We start from the raw sequence: 21,071 nt of genomic DNA on the forward strand, positions 1-21,071 counted from the left end.
TGAGTGTGCGCGATGCTTTTCGGTCATGCACGATAGTGCGGGCCTGCTGTGAGAGGAAATGACGGGGAATGACAAGCAAGCACGTGGCCGTCCTTCTGGGAGGATTCTCGTCCGAGCGGCCCGTGTCCCTGTCGTCGGGCAAAGCCTGCGCCGACGCGCTCGAGGGAGAGGGCTACCAGGTCACCCGCGTCGACGTCTCGCGCGACATCGGCTCGGTGCTCGGCGCGCTCAAGCCTGACGTCGTCTTCAACGCACTGCACGGCCCTTTCGGCGAGGACGGCACCATCCAGGGCATCCTCGAGTACCTCGCCATTCCGTACACCCATTCGGGCGTGCTTGCCTCGGCGCTCGCGATGAACAAGGAGCAGGCCAAGAAGGTCGCCAAGGCGGCCGGCATTCCGGTGGCGGAATCGAAGGTGGCCAATCGCTTCGCCATCCAGAACAAGCACCCGATGAAGCCGCCCTATGTGGTCAAGCCGGTCAACGAAGGGTCGAGCTTCGGTGTCGTCATCGTGCATGAAGGCCAGTCGCATCCGCCCCAGATCATCGGCTCGTCCGAGTGGAGATACGGCGATACGGTCATGGTCGAGCGTTATGTGCACGGGCGGGAATTGACCTGCGCAGTGATGGGCGATGTGGCGCTCGGTGTCTGCGAGATCATCCCGACCGGGCATTCCTTCTACGACTATGATTCAAAATACGTCGCGGGAGGATCAAAACACGAATGCCCGGCAAAACTTTCACCGAATATTTACCAAAAAATACAGACACTGGCACTCAAGGCTCATCAAGCTATCGGCTGTCGGGGCGTTTCCCGATCGGACTTCCGTTATGACGATCGTCACTCCGAAAACGGCGAAATTGTCTGGCTCGAGGTCAACACCCAGCCGGGCATGACGCCGACGTCTTTGGTGCCGGAAATCGCCGCGCAAGCGGGACACTCGTTCGGCGATTTGTTGAGTTGGATGGTGGAGGACGCTTCGTGTCTGCGTTGAAGTGGGGACAGGGCAGGGGGAAGGGCGCGGCCGGGCCGGCGCTGTTCGGCATGCCGTTGTCGTTCGACCATTTCGTGCTGCCGCGCCTGCTCCGCCGGCCGGTGCGCGTGCTGGCGCGCCTCGGCGAAGGCGACTTCGAGGCGCCGCCCTATTGCGCTGCCATGCTGTCGGCGGCACTGCTTGTTTCGAGTAGTGCCTATGGCGCCTATCTCGGCGGACATGCCGACGCCATCGTCCAGAGTGTCACCGCCCGAACCGGCTTTGCCGTCGATCAGGTCAAGGTCGTCGGCAACCGCGAAACATCCGAGATCGATATTCTCGACAGGCTGGAACTCGACGGCTGGACCTCGCTGATCGGCTTCGACGCCGAAACCGCGCGCGAACGCATCACCACGCTACCCTGGGTCGAAGCCGCGGCAGTGCGCAAGGTCTACCCGCATACGCTGGAAGTGCGCGTCGAGGAGCGCGAGCCGTTCGCGCTGTGGCAGCAAGGCAGCGCGCTTTCGGTCATCGAGAAATCCGGCGCCGTCATTGCGCCGTTCTCCGGCGGCAAGCAGATATTGCTGCCGCTGATCATCGGCACCGGCGCACCGGCCAAAGCGCCGGATTTCCTAGCGAAGATCAAGAATTATCCGGAGCTCGCCGCGCGGATCAAGGGCTATATCCGCATCGGCGAACGGCGCTGGGATCTCAAGCTTGAAAACGGCATCACGATCAAACTTCCCGAAGACGGCGAGGATCAGGCGATTGCCGACCTGGTCAGGATGGACCACGAGAACGGGCTTTTGACGCGCGACATCGCTGCCGTCGACATGCGCCTTTCCGATCGTCTGGTCGTCCAGCTGACGCCGGAGGCGGCGACACAGCGCCAGGCCGCGCTCAACGAAAAGCCCAAGATGCTGAAGCGCAAGCCGGAGACGAAAATATGAGCTGGCTTGGCGGCAATAGCGATGCTTCGGCGCGCCGGTCCGGCATCTTGACGGTGCTGGATGTCGGCTCCAGCAAGGTCTGCTGCGTGGTGGCCAAGCTCAAGCCGCGCGAGGATGGCAAGCTGCTGCGCGGACGCTCGCATCGCGTCCAGGTCATCGGCATCGGCCACCAGAAATCGCAAGGCGTGAAATCGGGCGTCGTCATCGATCTCGACCGCGCCGAGCACGCCATCCGTCTTGCCGTCGACGCCGCGGAACGCATGGCGGGACTGACGGTCGATTCGCTGATCGTCAACATGACTGCCGGCCGGTTGAAGAGCGAGGCTTTTTCGGCCACCATCAATCTCGGCGGCCATGAGGCCGACGAGGCCGACATCAAGCGCGTGCTTGCCGCCGGCGCCAAGCAGGCGCTGCGGGCCGAGCGCGAGGTGATCCATTCGCTTCCCGTAGCCTTTTCTCTGGATGCCGAGCGCGGTGTGCGCGATCCGCGCGGCATGGTTGGCGACCAGCTTGGCGTCGACATGCACGTGCTGACGGGCGACGCGGCGCCTTTGCGCAATCTTGAGCTCTGCATCAACCGCTCGCATCTGTCGGTCGAGCGCATGGTGGCTACGCCTTATGCCAGCGGGCTTGCCGCGCTGGTCGACGACGAGCTCGAAATGGGCGCGGCCTGCATCGACATGGGCGGCGGCACGACGACGATCTCGGTATTTTCGGAAGGCAAGTTCGTCCACGGCGACGCCATCGCGATCGGCGGCAACCACGTCACGCTGGATATGGCCAAGGGCCTATCGACCTCGCTCGATGCCGCCGAAAGGCTGAAAGTGATGCATGGCTCGGCGCTGCCTGGCAGTGCCGACGATCGCGACCTGGTTTCCATCCATCCGATCGGCGAGGACGGCGAGGTGCCGTTGCAGATCCCGCGCTCGGTGATGACGCGCATCATCCGCGCCCGCATCGACGAGACGCTGGAATTGCTGCGCGACCGCCTGAACAAGTCCGGCTACGGCAATGCCGTCGGCAAGCGTGTGGTGCTGACCGGCGGCGCCAGCCAGCTTGCCGGCCTGCCCGAAGCAGCACGCCGCATTCTCGGCCGCAATGTGCGCATTGGCCGCCCGCTTGGCGTGGCAGGCCTGCCCGAGGCGGCCAAGGGGCCGGCTTTTTCGACGCCCGTCGGGCTTCTGATCTATCCGCAGATGGCGAGCTTCGAGAGCCGCCCGGCGAAGGGAATTTCCGGTCTTCGGATGACCGGAACAGGCGGAAAACTGCATCGAATGAGTCAGTGGTTGAGAGACAGTTTTTAATTTGACGGGGACAGCCCCATAGGCGGCCGCGGCGGCGAAGCGGCGGGAAAGGCAAAGGACGAAGACAATGACCATCAATCTGCAGAAGCCGGACATCACCGAGCTCAAGCCGCGCATCACCGTGTTCGGTGTCGGCGGCGGCGGCGGCAATGCCGTCAACAACATGATCACCGCCGGCTTGCGCGGCGTCGAGTTCGTGGTGGCCAACACCGACGCACAGGCACTGACGATGTCGAAGGCCGAGCGGCTGATCCAGCTCGGCGCGCATGTCACCGAGGGTCTCGGCGCCGGATCGCAGCCTGAAGTCGGGCGCGCGGCGGCGGAAGAGTGCATCGACGAGATCATCGATCATCTCTCCAACACGCATATGTGCTTCGTCACTGCCGGCATGGGCGGCGGCACCGGCACCGGGGCGGCTCCCGTCGTTGCCCGCGCTGCCCGCGAAAAGGGTATCCTTACCGTCGGCGTCGTCACCAAGCCGTTCCACTTCGAAGGCCAGCGCCGCATGAAGACGGCCGACATGGGTATCGAGGAACTACAGAAATGCGTCGATACCCTGATCGTCATTCCCAACCAGAACCTGTTCCGGCTGGCCAACGATAAGACCACCTTCGCCGATGCCTTCGCCATGGCCGACCAGGTGCTCTATTCGGGCGTTGCATGCATTACCGACCTGATGGTCAAGGAAGGCCTGATCAATCTCGACTTCGCCGACGTCCGCTCGGTCATGCGCGAAATGGGCAAGGCGATGATGGGAACCGGCGAGGCTTCGGGCGAGGGCCGCGCAATGGCCGCGGCTGAAGCCGCCATCGCCAACCCGCTGCTCGACGAGACCTCGATGAAGGGCGCCAAGGGCCTGCTGATCTCGATCACCGGCGGCCGCGACCTGACCCTGTTCGAAGTCGATGAGGCCGCAACTCGCATTCGCGAAGAGGTCGACCAGGACGCCAACATCATTCTGGGCGCCACCTTCGACGAGGAACTCGAAGGCGTTATTCGCGTGTCGGTGGTCGCCACCGGCATCGACAAATCGGCGGCCGAAATCGCTGCCGCGCCGATCGCCATCCGCGCGGCTCCGCCGAAGCCGGTCAGCCGGCCGGCGGCCCAGGTCACGGAAATGCGCCCGGCGCCTGTCCAGCAACCGATCTATGAACCACGTGCTGCCGATCCGGTCGCCGAGGCCATTCAGCTCGCCGAGGCGAATGCGGCAGCGATGGCGCAGGCCCGCCCGGCACCGGTCGCCCATGCGGAAGACTTCCGTCCGCAGAGCAAGATCTTCCAGGCGCCTCCCGCTCAGCCGCAGCCAATGATGCAGCCGGCGGTTCAGCAAGCGATGCAACCAGCTCCGCATCGTGAAATGCCGCAGCCGGTTGCCGCGGCACCCCAGCGCATGCCGCGGGTCGAGGATTTCCCGCCGCAGGTGAAGGCCGAAGTGGAAGCCAAGGCCCGCCCGGCCGACCACGAGAACAGCGGCCCGATGGGCTTGCTCAAGCGCCTGACCAACGGCTTGACCCGCCGCGAAGAGGAACCTGCAAGACTGCAGCCGGCGCAGCCTCGCGAACCGAAACTGCGCCAGGCGCCGGCGGAAGTGCGCCGCCTAGCCAGCCAGGATCCGCAGCTTTACGCACCGCGTCGCGGCCAGCTGGATGAGCAGGGCCGCCTGACGCCGCAGAGCCGGGCTGTCCAGGAAGACGATCAGTTGGAGATTCCCGCCTTCCTGCGCCGACAGGCCAATTGATCTGTTAACGGTTTGTAATAGTTGTTAACAGGCGAGCAGGAAACTGTTCGCCTGTTAATATTAAAAGCACTTTTAAAACAGGGGCTTACGGGACAATCCCGCGCTGGGCCGCGGTTACAACGAGTAAGAAACCGTGATTTGGAGTCTCCCTGCGGGACCATTATCTTCGCCACCGACCAAAGTCGGTTTGCTGGGAGTCTCGGGGAAGTGGCCCCTGCCTGCCGATCAATCAAGAGCCGCGCCCTCAGGGCAGATGAAGCGGACCTAGGCAGTACGGGCTATGGGGATTGTTTTGCACGACTATCAGACGACACTTAAATCGCGTGTGACGCTGACCGGCATCGGCGTTCACAGTGGCAATCCGGTCACCGTCCATTTCCTGCCGGCAGACGCCGATACGGGTGTCGTCTTCCAGCTTTCGAATGCAAGCGGAAGCCATGAATTTCGCGCGCTCGTTTCCGAGGTCGGTGCCACCGACCTCTGCACCATGCTCGGCGATCCGCAAGGCGAGCACATCGCCACGGTCGAGCATCTGATGGCGACGCTTTTCGGCCTTGGGATCGACAATCTCGTCATCGAAATCGATGGCCATGAGGTGCCTATCCTCGACGGCAGCGCAGTGATGTTCGTCGAGGCCATTGACCAGGCAGGCATCGAAACGCTGCCGGTCAAGCGTCGCTACATCAGGGTGGTCAAGCCGGTTCGTATCGAGAACGGCGCCTGCTGGGCGGAGTTCCGGCCCTATGACGGCACGCGCTTCGAGATCGAGATCGATTTCGAAAGCCCGGCGATCGGGCGCCAGCTTTTTGCATCCGACATGAACGCCGACATTTTCCGGCGTGACGTCGCGCGGGCCCGCACTTTCGGTTTCATGAAGGACGTCGAGCGGCTGTGGGCGGCCGGCTATGCGCTCGGCTCCTCGTTGGAAAACTCCCTGGTGATCGGCGACGACAACCGCGTGATCAACATGGGAGGCCTGCGCTATCCCAACGAGTTCGCGCGCCACAAGACGATGGATGCGATGGGCGATCTGGCGCTCGCCGGCGCCCGGTTCATCGGCTGCTTCCGCTCCTATCGTGGTGGCCACAGGCTGAACGCCGCTGCGCTGCGCCGTCTCTTGTCGGACCGTTCGGCTTTCGAGATCGTCGAGACGACGCGCCGCGAGCGCGGGCGTACCGCGGAGATGAGCGCCGTCAACGCACCCCTCTATGCGCCCTGGATGATCTGATTCTTAAGGTCTTACGGCCCACGTTGCGGTCAGGCTGTGTTGCATGGATGCATCACTGGCCGGCCAAATTACACAGCTTTCCAGGTGGCGCCAAACCGCCACAAAAATGTGCGATTGGCCGGGGATAGCGTTGCCGGGCAAGGCAATTATGGTTTATGGCTGCTGCCGTCGACTGAAATGACGCCGAAAGGGCGGAATCCAAACATGTTTTTCAAGCGAGTTGGTCAATCGAAGGTGCTGCGGCGGGCTGTTTTCCTGGCGCTTTCGGTGGTCGTTCCATCGCTGTTTCTGTCGGCCTGCATGTCGTCCGAGAAGGACGTCGACCTGTCGACCTATGTCGATCAGACCGAGCCGGCCGACGTGCTCTACAATCAGGGTCTCGCCAATCTGAATGCCGGGCGACTGCAGGAGGCAAGCCGCAAGTTCGATGCCGTCGACCGCCAGCATCCATATTCCGAATTCGCCCGCAAATCGATGGTGATGGGTGCCTTTGCCGACTACCGTCAGGGCAATTACGATGAGGCGATCGGTTCGGCCAAGCGCTACCTGACCCTCTACCCGTCGACCGACGATGCAGCCTATGCCCAATATATTATCGGGCTGAGCTACTACCGCCAGATCAAGGACGTCACCCAGGACCAGAAGGAAGCGCGTCTTACCGCGCAGACGATGCAGGACCTGGTGACGCGCTGGCCGACTTCCGAATATGTCGACGATGCTAAGGAGAAGATCCGTTTCGCCAACGATCAGCTCGCCGGCAAGGAGATGCAGATCGGCCGCTACTATCTTGAGCGCCGCGAATACATCGCGGCCGTCAAACGGTTCCGCAACGTCGTGGAGAACTATTCCAACACACGCCATGTCGAGGAAGCGCTGGCGCGTCTTACCGAGAGCTACTATGCGATGGGGCTGACGTCGGAAGCACAGACCGCTGCGGCCGTGCTCGGCACCAACTACCCCGACAGCCAGTGGTACAAGGACTCCTACAAGCTCCTGCAGAGTGGTGGGCTCGAGCCGCGCGAGAATGCCGGATCGTGGATCTCCAAGGCCGGGAAGCTGATCACCGGCGCCTGAGCGGCGCGTCACCATGCTCTCCAGACTGTCGATCCGCGATATCGTTCTGATCGAGAAGCTGGACATCGACTTCTCGTCCGGCCTTTCGGTCCTTACCGGCGAAACCGGCGCCGGAAAATCTATCCTGCTCGACGCGTTGTCGCTGGCGCTTGGCGCCCGCGGCGACGCTTCGCTGGTGCGGCATGGCGCGGCGCAAGGCCAGATCATCGCCGTGTTCGACGTGCCGCGCAACCACGCGGCTCGCATGCTGCTTGCCGAGAATGCCATCGAGGACGACGGCGACATCATCCTGCGCCGCGTCCAGACGGCTGACGGCCGCACGCGCGTGTTCGTCAACGATCAGCCGTCCAGCGTGACGCTGATGCGCGACATCGGCCGTGCGCTGGTCGAGATCCACGGCCAGCATGACGAGCGCGCTTTGGTCGATCCCGGCGCCCATCGCGAGTTGCTCGACAGTTTCGGCGGCCATCTCGGCGCTGCTCGGGCAACCGGCCAGGCGTGGCGGCATTGGCGTACCTGCGAGCAGGAATTTTCACGGCACCGGGCCAAAGTCGAGGCAGCTGCCCGTGAGGCCGATTATCTGCGTGCTGCGGTCGCCGAATTGACCAGGCTCGATCCGCAACCGGGCGAAGAGACCGAACTGGCCGAACTGCGCGCCTCGATGATGCGTGCCGAAAAGATCGCCTCGGAAATCCACGATGCGCAGGATGTGCTCTCGGGCCCGTCCTCGCCCTTGCCGCAACTGGCCAGCCTGCTCAGGCGGCTGCAGCGAAAGGCGACCGAAGCGCCGGGGCTGCTCGAGGACGTCGTCAAATCGCTCGACGAAGCGATGCTGTCGCTCGACGCGGCGCAGTCGGGCGTCGAAGCAGCACTTCGCGCGACCGAATATGATCCGCAGCGGCTGGAGAAGGCTGAGGAGCGGCTGTTTTCGCTGCGTGCCGCCTCGCGCAAGCACAGCGTCGCCGTGGATGACCTGGCGCAATTGCGTGACACCATGGCTGCCGACCTTGCCGATCTCGACGCCGGCGAGGAGCGCCTGCATGCGCTGGAGAAACAGGCTGCGGCGGCGCGCCAGGCCTACGACATTACGGCGGCCCAGCTGTCGTCGCTTCGCCATGCGGCGGCCGTCGGGCTGACCAAGGCGGTAATGGCCGAACTGCCGGCGCTGAAGCTCGAACGGGCCGAGTTCATCGTCGAGATCGCAAGCGATGCCGAGAGCCGCATGGAAGAAGGCATCGACCAGGTCGAGTTCTGGGTACGCACCAATCCCGGCACCAGGCCCGGCCCAATGATGAAGGTCGCTTCCGGCGGCGAGCTTTCGCGCTTCCTGCTGGCGTTGAAAGTCGCGCTGGCCGATCGCGGGTCGGCGCCCACTTTGGTCTTTGATGAGATTGACACCGGCGTCGGCGGCGCGGTTGCCGACGCCATCGGCCAGCGGCTGGCGCGGCTGGCAAAACGCGTGCAGGTGCTTTCGGTCACGCATGCACCGCAAGTGGCGGCGCGCGCGGCGACGCATTTCCTGATCTCCAAATCAGGCGGTGCCGACCGCGTCTCGACCGGCATCGCCGAGATGGACCGGGCGGCACGGCAGGAAGAGATCGCACGCATGCTCGCCGGCGCCACCATTACAGACGAGGCGCGCGCGGCGGCCGAGCGGCTGCTGCGGGAGAACACCGCGGCAGCCTAGAGCGGTTCATCCTTCACGGAAACGCCGAACCGCTCTATCTCTTTGTTTTGCGCAATTCCGGACGGAAAACCGTTTCACAGTTTTCCTGGGATTGCTCCAGACGAGTTCGTTTGCGGCGCTCGCGACCTGAGTCAGGGTATGGCGCCATCCTGCTGTTCAGGAATGATTTTCGGTGTCTGGTCTCTCCCTCATGAGAAAATCCTGTTCTATTGTGTCGCGCCACCGTGGAGGGAGCAGTGCATGGACGAAGAACCAGTCGATTCGCTCAGCGAAAGCGAGGCGGCAAGCGAGTTGAAGCGGTTGGCGGAGGAGATCGCCGAGCACGACCGGCGCTACCATGGCGAGGACGCGCCGATAATCACGGATGCGGAATATGACGCGCTGACCCGGCGCAACCTCGCCATCGAACAGCGGTTCCCGCATCTTGTGCGCGAGGATTCGCCCTCGCGCAGGGTCGGCGCGCCGCCGGCGGAAGGTTTTGCCAAGGTGCGCCACACGGTGCCGATGCTCAGCCTGGCCAAGGCCTATACCGACCAGGACGTCGCGGACTTCATAGAACGGGGCCGGCGATTCTTTGATCGCGACAAGGATCTGAACATCGCCTTCACGGCAGAGCCGAAGATCGACGGGCTATCGGCTTCCCTGCGGTATGAAGGCGGTGTGTTCGTGCAGGGGGCAACGCGCGGCGACGGCGTCGTCGGCGAGGATATCACCGCCAATCTCAAGACCATCGCCGACATTCCCAAGACCTTGAAGGGGTCGGGCTGGCCCGAGGTCATCGAAATACGCGGTGAGGTCTATATGACCTACGCCGAATTCGAGGCGCTGAAGCAACGCTCGGCGGCGATCGGCGGCCAGGATTACGTCAATCCGCGCAATACGGCGGCCGGATCGCTCCGTCAGAAGGACCCGTCCGTTACCGCCAGCCGCAACCTCAAATTCTTTGCCTACGCCTGGGGCTATACTTCGAAGGATCCAGCTCCGACCCAATACGATTCCGTGCAAAAATTCGCGGAGTGGGGGTTCAAGGTCAGTCCGCTGATGGTCCGGGCAAAATCGGTCGACGAACTGATCGCGCATTATCACCTCATCGAGGCCCAGCGCTCATCGCTTGGCTACGACATCGACGGCGTGGTCTACAAGGTCGATCAATTGGAGCTGCAGCGCAGATGGGGCTTCGTCACCGGCGAACCACGCTGGGCCATCGCTCACAAATTTCCGGCCGAACAGGCGATGACGACCGTGCGCAGGATCGACATTCAGGTCGGCCGTACCGGTACGCTGGCGCCCGTTGCCCGGCTTGCGCCCGTCACGGTCGGCGGCGTCGTGGTCGAGAATGTCACGCTTCACAACGAAGACTACATCAAGGGTCTGGACAGCAACGGCCAGCCGATCCGCGACGGCAACGACATACGTATCGGCGACACGGTGGTCATCCAGCGGGCGGGGGACGTCATTCCGCAGATCGTCAGCGTCGTCGTCGACAAGCGTCCGCCAGACGCCGTGCCCTACGAATTCCCGCACAAATGCCCGATCTGCGGCTCGCCGGCAACGCGCGAGATCAACGAGAAGACCGGCAAGGAAGATTCCCGCCGACGTTGCACCGGCGAGCTGATCTGCCCCGCCCAGGCCGTGGAAGGATTGCGTCACTTCGTGTCACGCGGCGCCATGGATATCGAAGGTCTGGGCGCTGAAAACATTGACCTGTTCTTCAATGCCGGATTGATCAAGACGGCCGCCGATATTTTCACTCTCAGGGACCGCCGACCCGCCGTCATCAAGGCATTGGTGGAGCGGCGGGAGGAGCAGGCCAGGCAGCGTGAGGCTGCTTCAGGCAAGACGCGGAAGAATGTACGCGGTGTCGAAGAACGCAACTATGAAGGTCTCGACAAGCTCTTCGCTGCCATCGACGCTCGCCGCGAACCGGAACTTGATCGCTTCATCTTTGCGCTGGGCATCCGCCATATCGGCGAAACGACGGCCGCTGTGCTCGCCCGAACCTTCTCGACGATCGAGGAGTTGATCCGCATTGGCAAGGAGACAGCAGCGGCAGCCGATCCACACACCGTTTTTCCTTCGATCAACGGCATCGGCGATACCGTGATAGGCGCTCTTCGCGATTTCTTCGGCAATGAACGCAACGACGCCGTGCTTGAAGCGCTGCTCACACAGGTCCACCCGAAGCCGTACATCGTGAACGTCTCAGCCGATAGTGCGGTCGCCGGCAGGACGATCGTGTTTACAGGCACGCTCGAAAAGATGACGCGCCCCGAGGCCAAGGCGATGGCTGAACGTCTCGGCGCGAAGGTCGCCGGCTCGGTTTCCGCGAAGACCGACCTCGTCGTCGCCGGGCCCGGTGCTGGCTCCAAGCTCAAGCTGGCTGCCGAACACGGTATCGAAGTCATCGATGAGGATGCCTGGCTCGAGCGGATCGGCAAGGGCTCGTGATGCCGGCTGAATTCAATGGTTTTGGTGACAAGGCCATTCCTTTCCTCAAGGCACTGGATTTTCATCAGAGCCGGGAGTGGTTTTTGGAAAACCGCGAGCTCTTCGAGCGGGACCTGCGCAATCCCTTCGGCGATCTGGTCGAGGCGCTCTCCGAGCGCTTCACGGCATTGGGGCTCGGCCTGCGCGGCGACCGCAAGAAGTCGCTGTTCCGGATTAATCGCGACGTGCGTTTCGCCAAGGACAAACGGCCTTACAACCGGCATCTGTCGGCGATCCTTTCGCCCGACGGCACCAAGATGGAACAGGGCGTGTTTTACATCCACATCGGGCTCGAGCGCTGCTTTGCCGCTGTTGCCTGGTGGCAGCCCGGACCGGAGCTATTGCTGGCGCTGCGCAACGCCATCGCAAAGCGGCCCGCTGAGTTCCGCACGCTCGTCGCGGCGCTGAAGAAGAATGGTCTCGAGCTCGACCGGGACGGCTGTATGAAGCGCACGCCGCGCGGCTTCGAGCACGTTATCGAGCCCGATCTCGTGGCCGCCATCCGCAATCGTCATTTCGCCGTCCGGCACGCAATCGAGCCGGCGGATATCTACGGAGCTGGATTGGTCGACGAACTCGTCGACTTCGTCATGCGGGCAAAACCGCTGCTCGACTGGGGCAGGGCGATCGAAGGCAAGGCTTCGCAGCGCTAGCGGAAAAATCAGACAGTCAACTGCGCCGCGCAGTGTAGAGGCTGGTGGTCATGTTGCGGGTTATGGAGCCTTCGAACTCGTCGCGGACGATGCGACCCAGCTCCGCCAGGATTGCTTCGCGGTCACTGCGGATGTTGATATTGGAAAAAGTGGCATAGAGGTTGACCGTCTGGTCAGGATCGAGGACGAGCGACCAGACACTTGTCCGATGTTCGATGGCATCAAACGCGCCGGTTCGCTCCAGTGCCGCCACGCGGGCCTCGGCATCAAGGGCGAACGGAATACCATTTGAGCCCGCCGACGGGCTCGAAGGCCCGTCAAGCAGCACCTTGGTCGCATCATGAAAGGGATCGGGGCGACTGTCGTCGCCGAATACATTCCAGACCATTGCCCACCAGCCGCCCGGCCGAAGCAGCTCTGCGACCTTGATCAGCGCCGTGTCCTCATCCAGCCAATGAAAGGCAGTGGCGCTGACACCGAGATCAAAACCGGCCTTCTCAAGGACGGCATCCTCAAACGCAGAGACGCTCACCGAGAGCGCCTTGTCCTGAATAGTCTCGCAAAGGAAAGTCGCGAGGCGGGAATCCGGCTCAATGGCGAGCAACGGGCTCGCGCCCAGTTCGAGTAAGCGGCGCGTTGCAGTTCCTGTACCTGCGCCAATCTCGAACGTCGCCGTGCCATGCGCGAGACGGCACCGCTCACATAGAATTTCGAATACCCAATCAGGATACCCAGGTCGCGTCGCGTGATAGCTGCCGGGATCGGCGCCGAAGGCCAGGCGGCCGAATTTTGGATCGATGAAAAATTCGCTCATTGGAACCACCTGTCCGGCCCAGCAGGTTGGTCTATGGCCGTCGCTTCGGCAAGGACCGATCGTCGCCAACGAATATGCGCTCAGGTACCAAGCCTCTGATTTTGTCCACAAGTCTGGAAGCGAGCTTGCCGCGATGCTTCAGCTATCATTTCCGCTGATCGTTTGCCTCAAGCGAATTGGTGTGACAAGCCGGACCGCCCTCTCTACATACGGCCCTTCCCAAGGAGCGGTCGATGTCGGCGGAAGCAATCTCCGAAAACGGTGCGAAAAGCGATTTCTGGGACGGCGTGCGGCTGAGCATGCCTGTCGTGGTGGCGTCGGCGCCGTTTGCGTTGCTGTTCGGGGCGCTCGCCGTCGACAACGGCTTTTCCGTGATCGAGGCGTTCTTGATGAGCGCAACGGTGTTCGGCGGCGCCAGCCAAATGGTCGGCATCGAGCTGTTCGGGCAGCATGTCGCGCCGTGGCTGATCGTGCTGTCGATCTTCGCCGTGAATTTTCGCCATGTGCTCTATTCGGCCGGTATCGGCCGGCGAATCGCGCATTGGCCCCTAGCGCAGCAGGCGATAGGCTATTTCGTGCTCACCGATCCGCAGTTCGCGGTGGCCGAGCGCAAGGCGGAGGCCGGCGAGACCGTCGGCTTTGCCTGGTATATGGGGCTCGGGCTGCCGGTCTACGTGTTCTGGGTCATCGAAAGCGCGCTCGGGGCGGTGTTCGGCAAACTTATTCCCGACACCCACGCGCTGGGCATCGACTTCCTGCTGCCGATCTATTTTCTCGGCCTGGTCATGAGCTTCCGCAAACGGCCGCTGTGGCTGCCGGTGGTCGTCGCAAGCGCTGCCGCCTCCATCATTGCCTACAAGACGGTCGGCTCGCCCTGGCATGTCTCCATCGGCGCGCTGGCCGGTGTGCTGCTCGCCGTCATCCTGCCGCCCCGCCACAGCGGCGTGGAGGCACGGCCATGAGCACGACGTTGTGGATCATCGTCGCCGCTTCGATCGCGACCTATTTGACACGCATTGGCGGTCATCTGGTGATCTCACGCTTCGACCATATCCATCCGCGTGTTGAGGCCGGGCTGAACGCCGTGCCGGCGGCGGTGCTGACCACGCTTGTGGCGCCGGCAGCGCTGAGCGCCGGACCGGCGGAATGGGGGGCCTTGGTCGTCGCCGGCCTGGTCTCGCTGCGCGGCGGCCTTATGGCGATGTTCCTGGCGGGTGCTGCCGTGCTGATCCTCGCGCGGCAGGTCGTCGGCTGATCGACTTTTGCCTTGGCGGCGAGAGCACACATGCGCTTTACCGCAGCGACTATTGCCGCGCTGACCCGCGACAGGCTCAGCCGGATAGCCTCCGATCTCTCCTGGTGGGCGCGACGCACGGCGTCGCTATAGAGCGCTTCGCGCTGCTTCGGCGTCAATGCGCTTAGATCGGTCGGCTGGATGCCGAAGGGCTCACGCGACATTTCCATCTCCCTGGTTTGCCGTGTTGATCGGCAGCTACACCGGCGATTTACGGGAAAGGCATAATCAGCTAAAATGAATAATTAAGACCGTTATGTTCTCCAGGAGAGATGTATGGACTTGGCCGATCTGCGCATCTTCCGCACGGTGGTGCGCGAGGGCGGAATCACCAAGGCGGCGGAAAAACTGTTTCGCGTGCAATCGAACGTGACCACACGCATCCGGCAGCTCGAAGAGGATCTCGGCGTGCAGCTGTTTATCCGGGAGGGCAAGCGCCTGCACGTATCGCCCGCCGGTCACAAATTGGTCGGGTATGCGGATCGGTTACTGGCGCTTGCAGAGGAGGCGCGAACGGCGATGCTCGATCCACGCCCGCGCGGCACGCTTCGCCTAGGTGCCATGGAGAGCACCGCCGCGGCACGGCTTCCAAGTCTGCTCGCCGAATATCACGCACGTTATCCCGACGTGGAAATCCAGTTGCGCACCGGCAATCCGCAGGTTCTCGCGACCGCCATGCTTGCCGGCGACCTCGATGCAGCGTTCGCCGCCGAGCCGATCGCCGACGCTCCGTTCGAAAAGCTGCCCGCATTTCACGAGCAACTGGTCATTGTCTCGGCGGCATCGCGCGTTTCGATCGACGACCGCCAGAACATGCCCAAAACCATGATAGCCTTCGAGCACGGCTGCCCGCACCGCCGGCGGCTGGAACAATGGTATGCGCGAAGAGGGTTCATGGCCGAGAAAACCATCGAGCTTGGTTCATACCATGCCATCCTTGGTTGCGTGGTGGCTGGCATGGGCATAGCGCTGATGCCGAAAAGTGTGCTTTCGGGTTTCCCAGAGAGCCGCTGGCTAAAGCTGCACGAACTGCCCGCTGACGAAGACAACGCCGTCACGGTGTTGTTTTGGCGCAAGGGAGCCGATTCTCCCAACGTCACGGCTTTGCAGGGACTGCTTGCGGAGCAAAGTCTGTCACTCGGTGTTGCGGCCGCGGCTATTGCTTGAAGTCGTGCGGCAGAGGGGCGGTTGCTTTTTCCAGCCAGGCCAGCGTTTCGCCGTCGAGCATCGGTCCAATCTCGGCCAGTACGCGCGCATGGTATTCGTCAAGCCAATGCAACTCGTCGCGGGTTAAAAGGTCCGATCGGACCAGCCGCTTGTCGATCGGCGCCAGCGTCAGTGTCTCGAAGCCGTGCATAGCGATGTCGCCGCCCTCGATTGCCTCCGCCGGTGTCACCAGAATCAAGTTCTCGATGCGGATGCCGTAGGAACCTTCCTTGTAATAGCCGGGCTCGTTGGAGAGGATCATGCCGGCTAGCAGCTTTTCGGTGCCGGTCTTGGCGATACGTTGCGGGCCCTCATGCACGGCAAGATAGGACCCGACACCGTGCCCGGTACCATGGGCGAAATCGCAGCCGTGTCTCCATAGCGCCAGGCGCGCCACCGCATCGATTTCGGAGCCGCGCGTGCCCGGGGGAAAGCGCAGCATGGAGATGCCGATCATGCCTTTCAGCACCAGCGTGAAGCGTTCGCGCATCTCTTCGGTCGGCGCGCCGACCGGCACCGTGCGGGTGATGTCGGTGGTGCCGTCCTGGTACTGCCCGCCGGAATCGAGCAGGAACAGCTCGCCATCCCCCAGCTTGCGATTGGTGGCGCGGGAGACCCGGTAGTGCATGATGGCGCCGTTAGGGCCGGCGCCGGAGATGGTATCGAACGATACGTCGCGCAGCGGCATCTGCGTTTCTTCGCCGGTCTGACGGCGCGTCTCCTCAAGCCTGGTGACAACGGCGATTTCGTCGAGCGTGCCGGGCTTCTGGCGGTCGAGCCAGCACAGCAGCTTGGCGACCGCCGCGCCGTCGCGGCGATGTGCGGCGCGGGCGCCGGCGATCTCAGCTTTGTTCTTTGTTGCGCGTGGAATGCGGGCCGGATCGGCCGTGGCAATGACGGTGCCGCCATTATCCTCGACCAGCATTCTGAGCTTGTCCGCCGCGAGAACCGGGTCCAGCGCGATTTTTGCGCCGCCCTTGGCCCGGGTGACGATTGCCGATTCGAATTCACCTGGTTCGTGCAATTCGGCGAGCTGCGTCAGGTAGGCCGCAACGGTGCGCGAAAACTTGCGCTGGTCCATGAAGAGCAGATGCGAGCCGTCGGCGGCCAGCACGGCAAAGCCGAGCGCCAGCGGTGTGTGCGGTACGTCACCGCCACGGATGTCGAAGGCCCAGGCAATCGAGGAGGGGTCGGTCAGCACGGCATGGGTGGCGCCATCCTTCTCGATGGCCGCTGCCAGCCGCACCAGCTTGTCCTTAGCCAGTTCGCCGGCAAAGCCGATCGGGTGGATCTCGACCGGCGCCAGTGGCGGTCCAGGCTGGTCCTGCCAGATCGCGTCGATCGGATTCTCTTCGAGCGGCACCAGTGTCGCGCCGGATTTCTCGGCCGAGGCTTTCAGCGCCTTGACGTCGCTGATCGTATGCAGCCACGGATCGAAGCCCAATCGCACGCCCTTGCCGAGATTGTCCTTGATCCAGTTGGCCGGCGGGTTGTCGACAAGGCTCTCGATCGAAAAGATGTCGAGATCGACCTCCTGGCGCACCTGCAGCGTGTAGCGCCCGTCGACAAACATGACGGCGCGCTCGGCAAGTACAATGGCGACACCGGCCGAGCCGCTGAAGCCGGTCAGCCATTTCAGCCGTGCCGAGCGGTCGGCGACATATTCGCCCTGGTGCTCGTCGGCACGGGGCACGATGAAGCCATCCAGCCCGTTCGACGCCAACCATTGGCGCAGCATTGCCACGCGCGGCTTGCCAACGGCCGGATCGCCGGCGGAATCGAAGGACTGGAACATGTCGGCTCTCCTCGAATGATGGCGCGACCGTAGCGCATGACTTCGAAAATCGGAATCGATTTTCGGAACGATCATCCCTGGTCGCCGCAGTGTCTTTTTGTGCATGGATGCCATGCAGAATCGGCGATTTCAAAAAGCGTCAGCAGAGCTTACCTTCTTAACGTGGAGGAAAAGTCCTGTTGCCCTGCAAAGGAGACCGTCATGTCCACGATTTCAGCCAGACGCGGATTTTTCAGAAACGCTGTGAAAGCGCTGATCGAAGCTCGCCAGCGCGAAGCGAGCCGGTATGTGAGCGGCGTTCTGCTTGGCTTTGATGACGAAACGCTGAAAGCTCACGGCTACGATCGCGAACAGCTGAAGAAAGCGGCGAACTCGCGCTAGGTCCGAGCGGATTCCGGCTTGCGTTGAAAGCGTCGCGCCTCAGCGCTTGAGGTGAATCGTCACCCAGCCCTCGCGATGCAAGGTGCGGACGTGCCGGAATTTCTGGCCGACATAGGCCGCGATTACCGCATCGCGCTGGCGCTCGAGGATGCCCGACAAAACAATCGAGCCACCGAGCGCGATATGCCCGGCCATTTGCGGTGCCAGACGCATCAGCGGCCGCGCCAATATGTTTGCGACGATCAGGTCGAAGGGCGCACGCGCGGCAAAGATCGGATGATGAAAACCGGGCGCCGCTACCGTTTCAATGAGCCCCTTGACCTGGTTCAGCCGCGCATTGGCAGCGGCCACCTTGACGGCGACCGGGTCGATGTCCGTTGCCAGCACCGGAACATGCGCGAGCTTGGCCACCGCGATGGCGAGCACCGCGCTGCCAGTGCCAAGGTCGAGCGCGTTGCGCGGATGCTCGCGCTGTATGACCTGCTCCAGCATTTCGAGGCAGCCGGCGGTGGTGCCGTGATGGCCGGTGCCGAAGGCAAGGCCGGCCTCGATCTCGATGGCGAGTTCGCCGCTGTGGCGCTTCCTGCGGTCATGCGCGCCATGGACGAAGAAGCGCCCGGCCCGTACCGGCTTCAATCCCTCCAGCGAGCGCGCCACCCAGTCGATGTCGGGCAGCGCTTCTCGTTCTATCGGTTTCGACAGCGACAGTCCGGCCAGGATGTCCCTAAGCCGGGCCTCGACCGCATCGACGTCGTCGTCGGCATAGAGCGATACTTCGTGGATATCGCGGTCCTCGTCGACCTCGAGCACCGCAACCGGCAGGCCCTCATCGTCGAACGCCGCACCGAGCGCCGCGAAGATGCGATCAGCCTCGATCTTGCCCGCGGTGAAATACAAACGCGTCTGCGTCATTTCTTGATACGTCAACCTTCCGCCGCCAGCCGCTTGAGCTTGGCGATGGCGGCGTCCGGGCTTTCGCCATAGGCAATGGTGCCGGCGAAATCGCCCTTGGCATTGAGCAGCAGCACCGAAGCGGTGTGGTCCATCGTGTAGTCGCCGTCGTTCGTTTCGACTTTCTTCCAGTAGATGCCGAAGGACTTGGCCATGGCGTGGACCTTGTCCGGATCGCCGGTGATGCCGAGGATGCGATCGGAGAAATTGCTGATATAGGCGTTCATGATTTCGGGCGTATCGCGCTCCGGGTCGACCGTAACGAAATAGGCGCGCAGGTTCTTGCCGTCGTCGCCCATCGTCTTCAGCCAGCCGGCCAACTCGAAAAGCGTGGTCGGGCAGACTTCCGGACAATGCGTGAAGCCGAAAAAGACGACGCTGGGGTGGCCGCGAAAGGCGGCTTCGGTGACCGGTGCGCCCTTCTGGTCGACCAGCGTGAACGGAGCTCCGAACGGCTCGCCGCCATAATGTCCGCGGTACCAGTCGAACGTTAGCCAGCCGATGCCAGCGGCCATCAGGACGAGAATACCGACCAGAATTGAACGCATCATCCGTGAAGTCCGTCGTCATTTCCATCGGGCGCCGGATTGGCGCCATGAAGCCCTGGCTTGGCGAACACTCTTAGCGGTTCGGTCGCGCCGACGCAAAGATGTCGCGTTGCCGCAACCGGCAATGCTGTGGGAGGAGATCTGCTTGCAAAGCGCGGCCGTTCGTCCCACCTGAGGTCGGCAAAATTCGAACCGCAGGAGGCCTCTTTGCGAAAACTGATTGGCGGCGCGTTGGCCGCATGCCTTGTCATTGGCGCTGGCGCCGCCGCCGCCGAGGAAGTCGGCAAGGTCGGTGTCGATTGGCTCGGCAACGACATCATCGTCGAGGCGATCAAGGATCCGAAGGTCGAGGGAGTGACTTGCCACGTCTCCTATTTCGACCGTGGCATGATTGACCGCCTGCAGAAAGGCAACTGGTTCGAGGACCCGTCCGATTCCTCGATCTCCTGCCGCCAGACCGGGCCGATCACCATTGGCGACATCGACATGAGCGAGGCCGGCGAGGAGGTGTTCAAGCAAGGCATCAGCCTGATCTGGAAAAAGCAGGTGGTGAACCGCATCTACGACAAGGCCAACGAGACGCTGATCTACCTCTCGCATTCGCGCCAGGTGCAGGATGGCTCGGCAAAAATGTCGGTCACCACCGTGCCGCTCTACGGCCAGAATGTGGTGTGGACCAGCGGCAAGCCGAAATAGAGACTGAAGGTGCTCTAGGTCCTTGGCGCGTCCAAACGGATGCGCGGCGCTGCACTCGGCTTGCGAGACTATGCGCGCGGGCGTAAAGCGCCCGCATGGACCGTCCCGAACACCTTGTCCTGAAAGATCCCGAGCCGCGCATCCATCCGACGGCGGAACTGAAGGCCTGCAAGCTTGGACGCTGCGCATCGATCGGCGAGCGAGTCATCCTGCGCGATGTGATGGTCGGCGACTTTTCCTACTTCGAGCGGCATGCCGAGGCGATCTATACGACGATCGGCAAATTCTGCTCGATTGCCGCCAACAGCCGCATCAATGCGCTGGAGCATCCGGTCGAGCGGCTGACGCAGCACAAAATCAGCTATCGGCCCAACGAGTACTTCCGCTGGCTGGGTGTCGATCAGGCATTCCGCGACCGGCGGCGGGCGAGACCCGTCAGCATCGGCCATGATGTCTGGATTGGCCATGGCGCCGTGATCATGCCTGGCATAGTGATCGGCAACGGCGCGATCGTCGGTGCCAACGCGGTAGTGACGCGAGACGTGCCGGCCTATGCAATTGTCGCCGGCGTTCCGGCCAGGCAATTGCGGCAGCGCTTCAGCGCGGGAACTGCGGCCCGGATCGAACGTCTTGCCTGGTGGGACTGGCCGGTCGAGAAACTGGCCAGGGCAGTCCCCGACATGCAGGCCTTGCCCATCGAGGCTTTCCTCGACCGCTGGGAAAACGACGCTACCTGATCGTTGCGAGCGCGGCGTGTGCACGGTTTGACCGTGAATTCCTCCTCGCAGGGAACTCGAAGCAGTTGCCGATTGTTTCTCCCTGCCATGATCGAAAAGCTGTTCACCAGGATCGCCAACTATATCGCCCATCTTGCCGGTCTGCCGCCGACGTTTGCCGTCTGTTTCCTGATCATTGTGGTCTGGGCGGTAAGCGGTCCGGTCTTCGGCTTTTCCGATACCTGGCAACTCGTCATCAATACCGGCACCACGATCGTCACCTTCCTGATGGTGTTTCTCATCCAGAACACCCAGAACCGCGACAGCGCGGCGATCCAGGCCAAGCTTGACGAGCTGATCCGCGTCAGCAAAGCCAAGAATACCTTTATCGGCATCGAGCACCTGACCGAATCCGAGCTCGAAGAAATCCGCGCCAAATGTGAACGCGCGGCGAAGCGGCACGACGAACAGATCGCCGACATGGCCGCAGCCAAGGCGGTGGCTAAAAAGCGCAACGCGAAGAAGCACGCGGCGGCGTGAGCGAGCTTGTTGTCCGGGTTCCTGCGCGGACGGTC

The 21,071-nt window shown here is 62.7% G+C and carries 20 protein-coding genes; 16 read left to right on the plus strand and 4 right to left on the minus strand.

What is annotated here, in order from left to right; all coding sequences use genetic code 11:
• Window positions 1-68: 68 nt before the first annotated feature.
• The 9 genes from NKH83_RS26920 (at window position 69) to NKH83_RS26960 (ending at window position 12,095) form a co-directional block, all read left to right on the plus strand.
• The gene (locus NKH83_RS26920) at window positions 69-995 is read left to right on the plus strand and encodes a D-alanine--D-alanine ligase (RefSeq protein ID WP_352475369.1); all 927 of its coding nucleotides are present in this window, start codon (window positions 69-71) and stop codon (window positions 993-995) included.
• Window positions 983-1,924, plus strand: coding sequence for a cell division protein FtsQ/DivIB (locus tag NKH83_RS26925; RefSeq protein ID WP_352475368.1), 942 nt, complete (start codon window positions 983-985; stop codon window positions 1,922-1,924). Before NKH83_RS26920 ends, NKH83_RS26925 begins: the two co-directional genes overlap by 13 nt.
• Complete coding sequence (ftsA, locus tag NKH83_RS26930; RefSeq protein WP_254818984.1) at window positions 1,921-3,228, plus strand: cell division protein FtsA; 1,308 nt, start codon at window positions 1,921-1,923, stop codon at window positions 3,226-3,228. Before NKH83_RS26925 ends, ftsA begins: the two co-directional genes overlap by 4 nt.
• A gap of 67 nt (window positions 3,229-3,295) precedes the next feature.
• The gene (gene ftsZ / locus NKH83_RS26935) at window positions 3,296-4,966 is read left to right on the plus strand and encodes a cell division protein FtsZ (RefSeq protein WP_254818983.1); all 1,671 of its coding nucleotides are present in this window, start codon (window positions 3,296-3,298) and stop codon (window positions 4,964-4,966) included.
• Window positions 4,967-5,246: 280 nt separating this feature from the next.
• Window positions 5,247-6,194, plus strand: a complete 948-nt coding sequence (gene lpxC, locus NKH83_RS26940; RefSeq protein WP_352808130.1) for a UDP-3-O-acyl-N-acetylglucosamine deacetylase — start codon at window positions 5,247-5,249, stop codon at window positions 6,192-6,194.
• Window positions 6,195-6,398: 204 nt separating this feature from the next.
• Window positions 6,399-7,268: an outer membrane protein assembly factor BamD gene (locus NKH83_RS26945; RefSeq protein ID WP_352475367.1), complete on the plus strand. Its 870-nt coding sequence runs from the start codon at window positions 6,399-6,401 to the stop codon at window positions 7,266-7,268.
• Between the two features lie 13 nt (window positions 7,269-7,281).
• The gene (gene recN / locus NKH83_RS26950) at window positions 7,282-8,955 is read left to right on the plus strand and encodes a DNA repair protein RecN (RefSeq protein ID WP_352808131.1); all 1,674 of its coding nucleotides are present in this window, start codon (window positions 7,282-7,284) and stop codon (window positions 8,953-8,955) included.
• A 240-nt stretch (window positions 8,956-9,195) separates the two neighbouring features.
• Window positions 9,196-11,403 (plus strand): NAD-dependent DNA ligase LigA, encoded by a 2,208-nt coding sequence (gene ligA / locus NKH83_RS26955; protein ID WP_352808132.1) that lies wholly within the window; start codon window positions 9,196-9,198, stop codon window positions 11,401-11,403.
• On the plus strand, window positions 11,403-12,095 hold the full coding sequence (locus tag NKH83_RS26960) for a DUF2461 domain-containing protein (RefSeq protein ID WP_352475364.1): 693 nt from the start codon (window positions 11,403-11,405) through the stop codon (window positions 12,093-12,095). The genes ligA and NKH83_RS26960 overlap by 1 nt, the downstream gene beginning before the upstream one ends.
• A gap of 16 nt (window positions 12,096-12,111) precedes the next feature.
• Here NKH83_RS26960 and NKH83_RS26965 read toward each other — a convergent pair whose 3' ends face one another.
• Window positions 12,112-12,909 (minus strand): class I SAM-dependent methyltransferase, encoded by a 798-nt coding sequence (locus NKH83_RS26965; RefSeq protein WP_352808133.1) that lies wholly within the window; start codon window positions 12,907-12,909, stop codon window positions 12,112-12,114.
• Between the two features lie 233 nt (window positions 12,910-13,142).
• Here NKH83_RS26965 and NKH83_RS26970 point away from each other — a divergent pair, with 233 nt between their 5' ends.
• The 3 genes from NKH83_RS26970 (at window position 13,143) to NKH83_RS26980 (ending at window position 15,370) form a co-directional block, all read left to right on the plus strand.
• On the plus strand, window positions 13,143-13,871 hold the full coding sequence (locus NKH83_RS26970; RefSeq protein ID WP_352475362.1) for an AzlC family ABC transporter permease: 729 nt from the start codon (window positions 13,143-13,145) through the stop codon (window positions 13,869-13,871).
• On the plus strand, window positions 13,868-14,164 hold the full coding sequence (locus NKH83_RS26975) for an AzlD family protein (protein WP_254818975.1): 297 nt from the start codon (window positions 13,868-13,870) through the stop codon (window positions 14,162-14,164). Before NKH83_RS26970 ends, NKH83_RS26975 begins: the two co-directional genes overlap by 4 nt.
• Window positions 14,165-14,485: 321 nt before the next feature.
• Complete coding sequence (locus tag NKH83_RS26980) at window positions 14,486-15,370, plus strand: LysR family transcriptional regulator (protein ID WP_352475361.1); 885 nt, start codon at window positions 14,486-14,488, stop codon at window positions 15,368-15,370.
• Here the strand turns inward: NKH83_RS26980 and NKH83_RS26985 are convergent.
• A complete protein-coding gene (locus tag NKH83_RS26985; RefSeq protein WP_352475360.1) occupies window positions 15,360-17,204 on the minus strand; it encodes an aminopeptidase P family protein in 1,845 nt (614 codons plus the stop codon). The genes NKH83_RS26980 and NKH83_RS26985 overlap by 11 nt on opposite strands.
• A gap of 36 nt (window positions 17,205-17,240) precedes the next feature.
• Between NKH83_RS26985 and NKH83_RS26990 the strand changes: the two genes are divergently transcribed.
• Window positions 17,241-17,585: a hypothetical protein gene (locus NKH83_RS26990; protein ID WP_352475359.1), complete on the plus strand. Its 345-nt coding sequence runs from the start codon at window positions 17,241-17,243 to the stop codon at window positions 17,583-17,585.
• A gap of 39 nt (window positions 17,586-17,624) precedes the next feature.
• Here NKH83_RS26990 and NKH83_RS26995 read toward each other — a convergent pair whose 3' ends face one another.
• Entirely contained in the window at window positions 17,625-18,497 is an 873-nt protein-coding gene (locus NKH83_RS26995) for a 50S ribosomal protein L11 methyltransferase (protein WP_352475358.1), read from the minus strand.
• Window positions 18,498-18,508: 11 nt separating this feature from the next.
• Window positions 18,509-19,087 carry an SCO family protein gene (locus NKH83_RS27000; protein ID WP_352475357.1) on the minus strand — a complete coding sequence of 193 codons (579 nt, stop codon included), beginning with the start codon at window positions 19,085-19,087 and terminating at the stop codon, window positions 18,509-18,511.
• A 204-nt stretch (window positions 19,088-19,291) separates the two neighbouring features.
• Between NKH83_RS27000 and NKH83_RS27005 the strand changes: the two genes are divergently transcribed.
• The 3 genes from NKH83_RS27005 to NKH83_RS27015 all read left to right on the plus strand — a co-directional run bounded on the left by NKH83_RS27005 (window position 19,292) and on the right by NKH83_RS27015 (window position 21,036).
• The gene (locus NKH83_RS27005; RefSeq protein WP_254818969.1) at window positions 19,292-19,780 is read left to right on the plus strand and encodes a CreA family protein; all 489 of its coding nucleotides are present in this window, start codon (window positions 19,292-19,294) and stop codon (window positions 19,778-19,780) included.
• 95 nt (window positions 19,781-19,875) lie between these two features.
• Window positions 19,876-20,517, plus strand: a complete 642-nt coding sequence (locus NKH83_RS27010) for a DapH/DapD/GlmU-related protein (protein WP_352808134.1) — start codon at window positions 19,876-19,878, stop codon at window positions 20,515-20,517.
• A gap of 87 nt (window positions 20,518-20,604) precedes the next feature.
• A complete protein-coding gene (locus tag NKH83_RS27015; protein WP_254819100.1) occupies window positions 20,605-21,036 on the plus strand; it encodes a low affinity iron permease family protein in 432 nt (143 codons plus the stop codon).
• The last annotated feature ends 35 nt before the right edge of the window (window positions 21,037-21,071 follow it).

Source organism: Mesorhizobium sp. M0909 (assembly GCF_040319515.1).
In the GTDB taxonomy this organism is placed as follows: domain Bacteria; phylum Pseudomonadota; class Alphaproteobacteria; order Rhizobiales; family Rhizobiaceae; genus Mesorhizobium.

Coding starts and splice junctions, on each gene's coding strand:
- NKH83_RS26920 (WP_352475369.1), top strand. CDS start 69: ATGACAAGCAAGCACGTGGCCGTCCTTCTGGGAGGATTCTCGTCCGAG.
- ftsA (WP_254818984.1), top strand. CDS start 1,921: ATGAGCTGGCTTGGCGGCAATAGCGATGCTTCGGCGCGCCGGTCCGGC.
- ftsZ (WP_254818983.1), top strand. CDS start 3,296: ATGACCATCAATCTGCAGAAGCCGGACATCACCGAGCTCAAGCCGCGC.
- lpxC (WP_352808130.1), top strand. CDS start 5,247: ATGGGGATTGTTTTGCACGACTATCAGACGACACTTAAATCGCGTGTG.
- NKH83_RS26945 (WP_352475367.1), top strand. CDS start 6,399: ATGTTTTTCAAGCGAGTTGGTCAATCGAAGGTGCTGCGGCGGGCTGTT.
- recN (WP_352808131.1), top strand. CDS start 7,282: ATGCTCTCCAGACTGTCGATCCGCGATATCGTTCTGATCGAGAAGCTG.
- ligA (WP_352808132.1), top strand. CDS start 9,196: ATGGACGAAGAACCAGTCGATTCGCTCAGCGAAAGCGAGGCGGCAAGC.
- NKH83_RS26960 (WP_352475364.1), top strand. CDS start 11,403: ATGCCGGCTGAATTCAATGGTTTTGGTGACAAGGCCATTCCTTTCCTC.
- NKH83_RS26965 (WP_352808133.1), bottom strand. CDS start 12,909: ATGAGCGAATTTTTCATCGATCCAAAATTCGGCCGCCTGGCCTTCGGC.
- NKH83_RS26970 (WP_352475362.1), top strand. CDS start 13,143: ATGTCGGCGGAAGCAATCTCCGAAAACGGTGCGAAAAGCGATTTCTGG.
- NKH83_RS26975 (WP_254818975.1), top strand. CDS start 13,868: ATGAGCACGACGTTGTGGATCATCGTCGCCGCTTCGATCGCGACCTAT.
- NKH83_RS26985 (WP_352475360.1), bottom strand. CDS start 17,204: ATGTTCCAGTCCTTCGATTCCGCCGGCGATCCGGCCGTTGGCAAGCCG.
- NKH83_RS26990 (WP_352475359.1), top strand. CDS start 17,241: ATGACTTCGAAAATCGGAATCGATTTTCGGAACGATCATCCCTGGTCG.
- NKH83_RS26995 (WP_352475358.1), bottom strand. CDS start 18,497: ATGACGCAGACGCGTTTGTATTTCACCGCGGGCAAGATCGAGGCTGAT.
- NKH83_RS27000 (WP_352475357.1), bottom strand. CDS start 19,087: ATGATGCGTTCAATTCTGGTCGGTATTCTCGTCCTGATGGCCGCTGGC.
- NKH83_RS27010 (WP_352808134.1), top strand. CDS start 19,876: ATGGACCGTCCCGAACACCTTGTCCTGAAAGATCCCGAGCCGCGCATC.
- NKH83_RS27015 (WP_254819100.1), top strand. CDS start 20,605: ATGATCGAAAAGCTGTTCACCAGGATCGCCAACTATATCGCCCATCTT.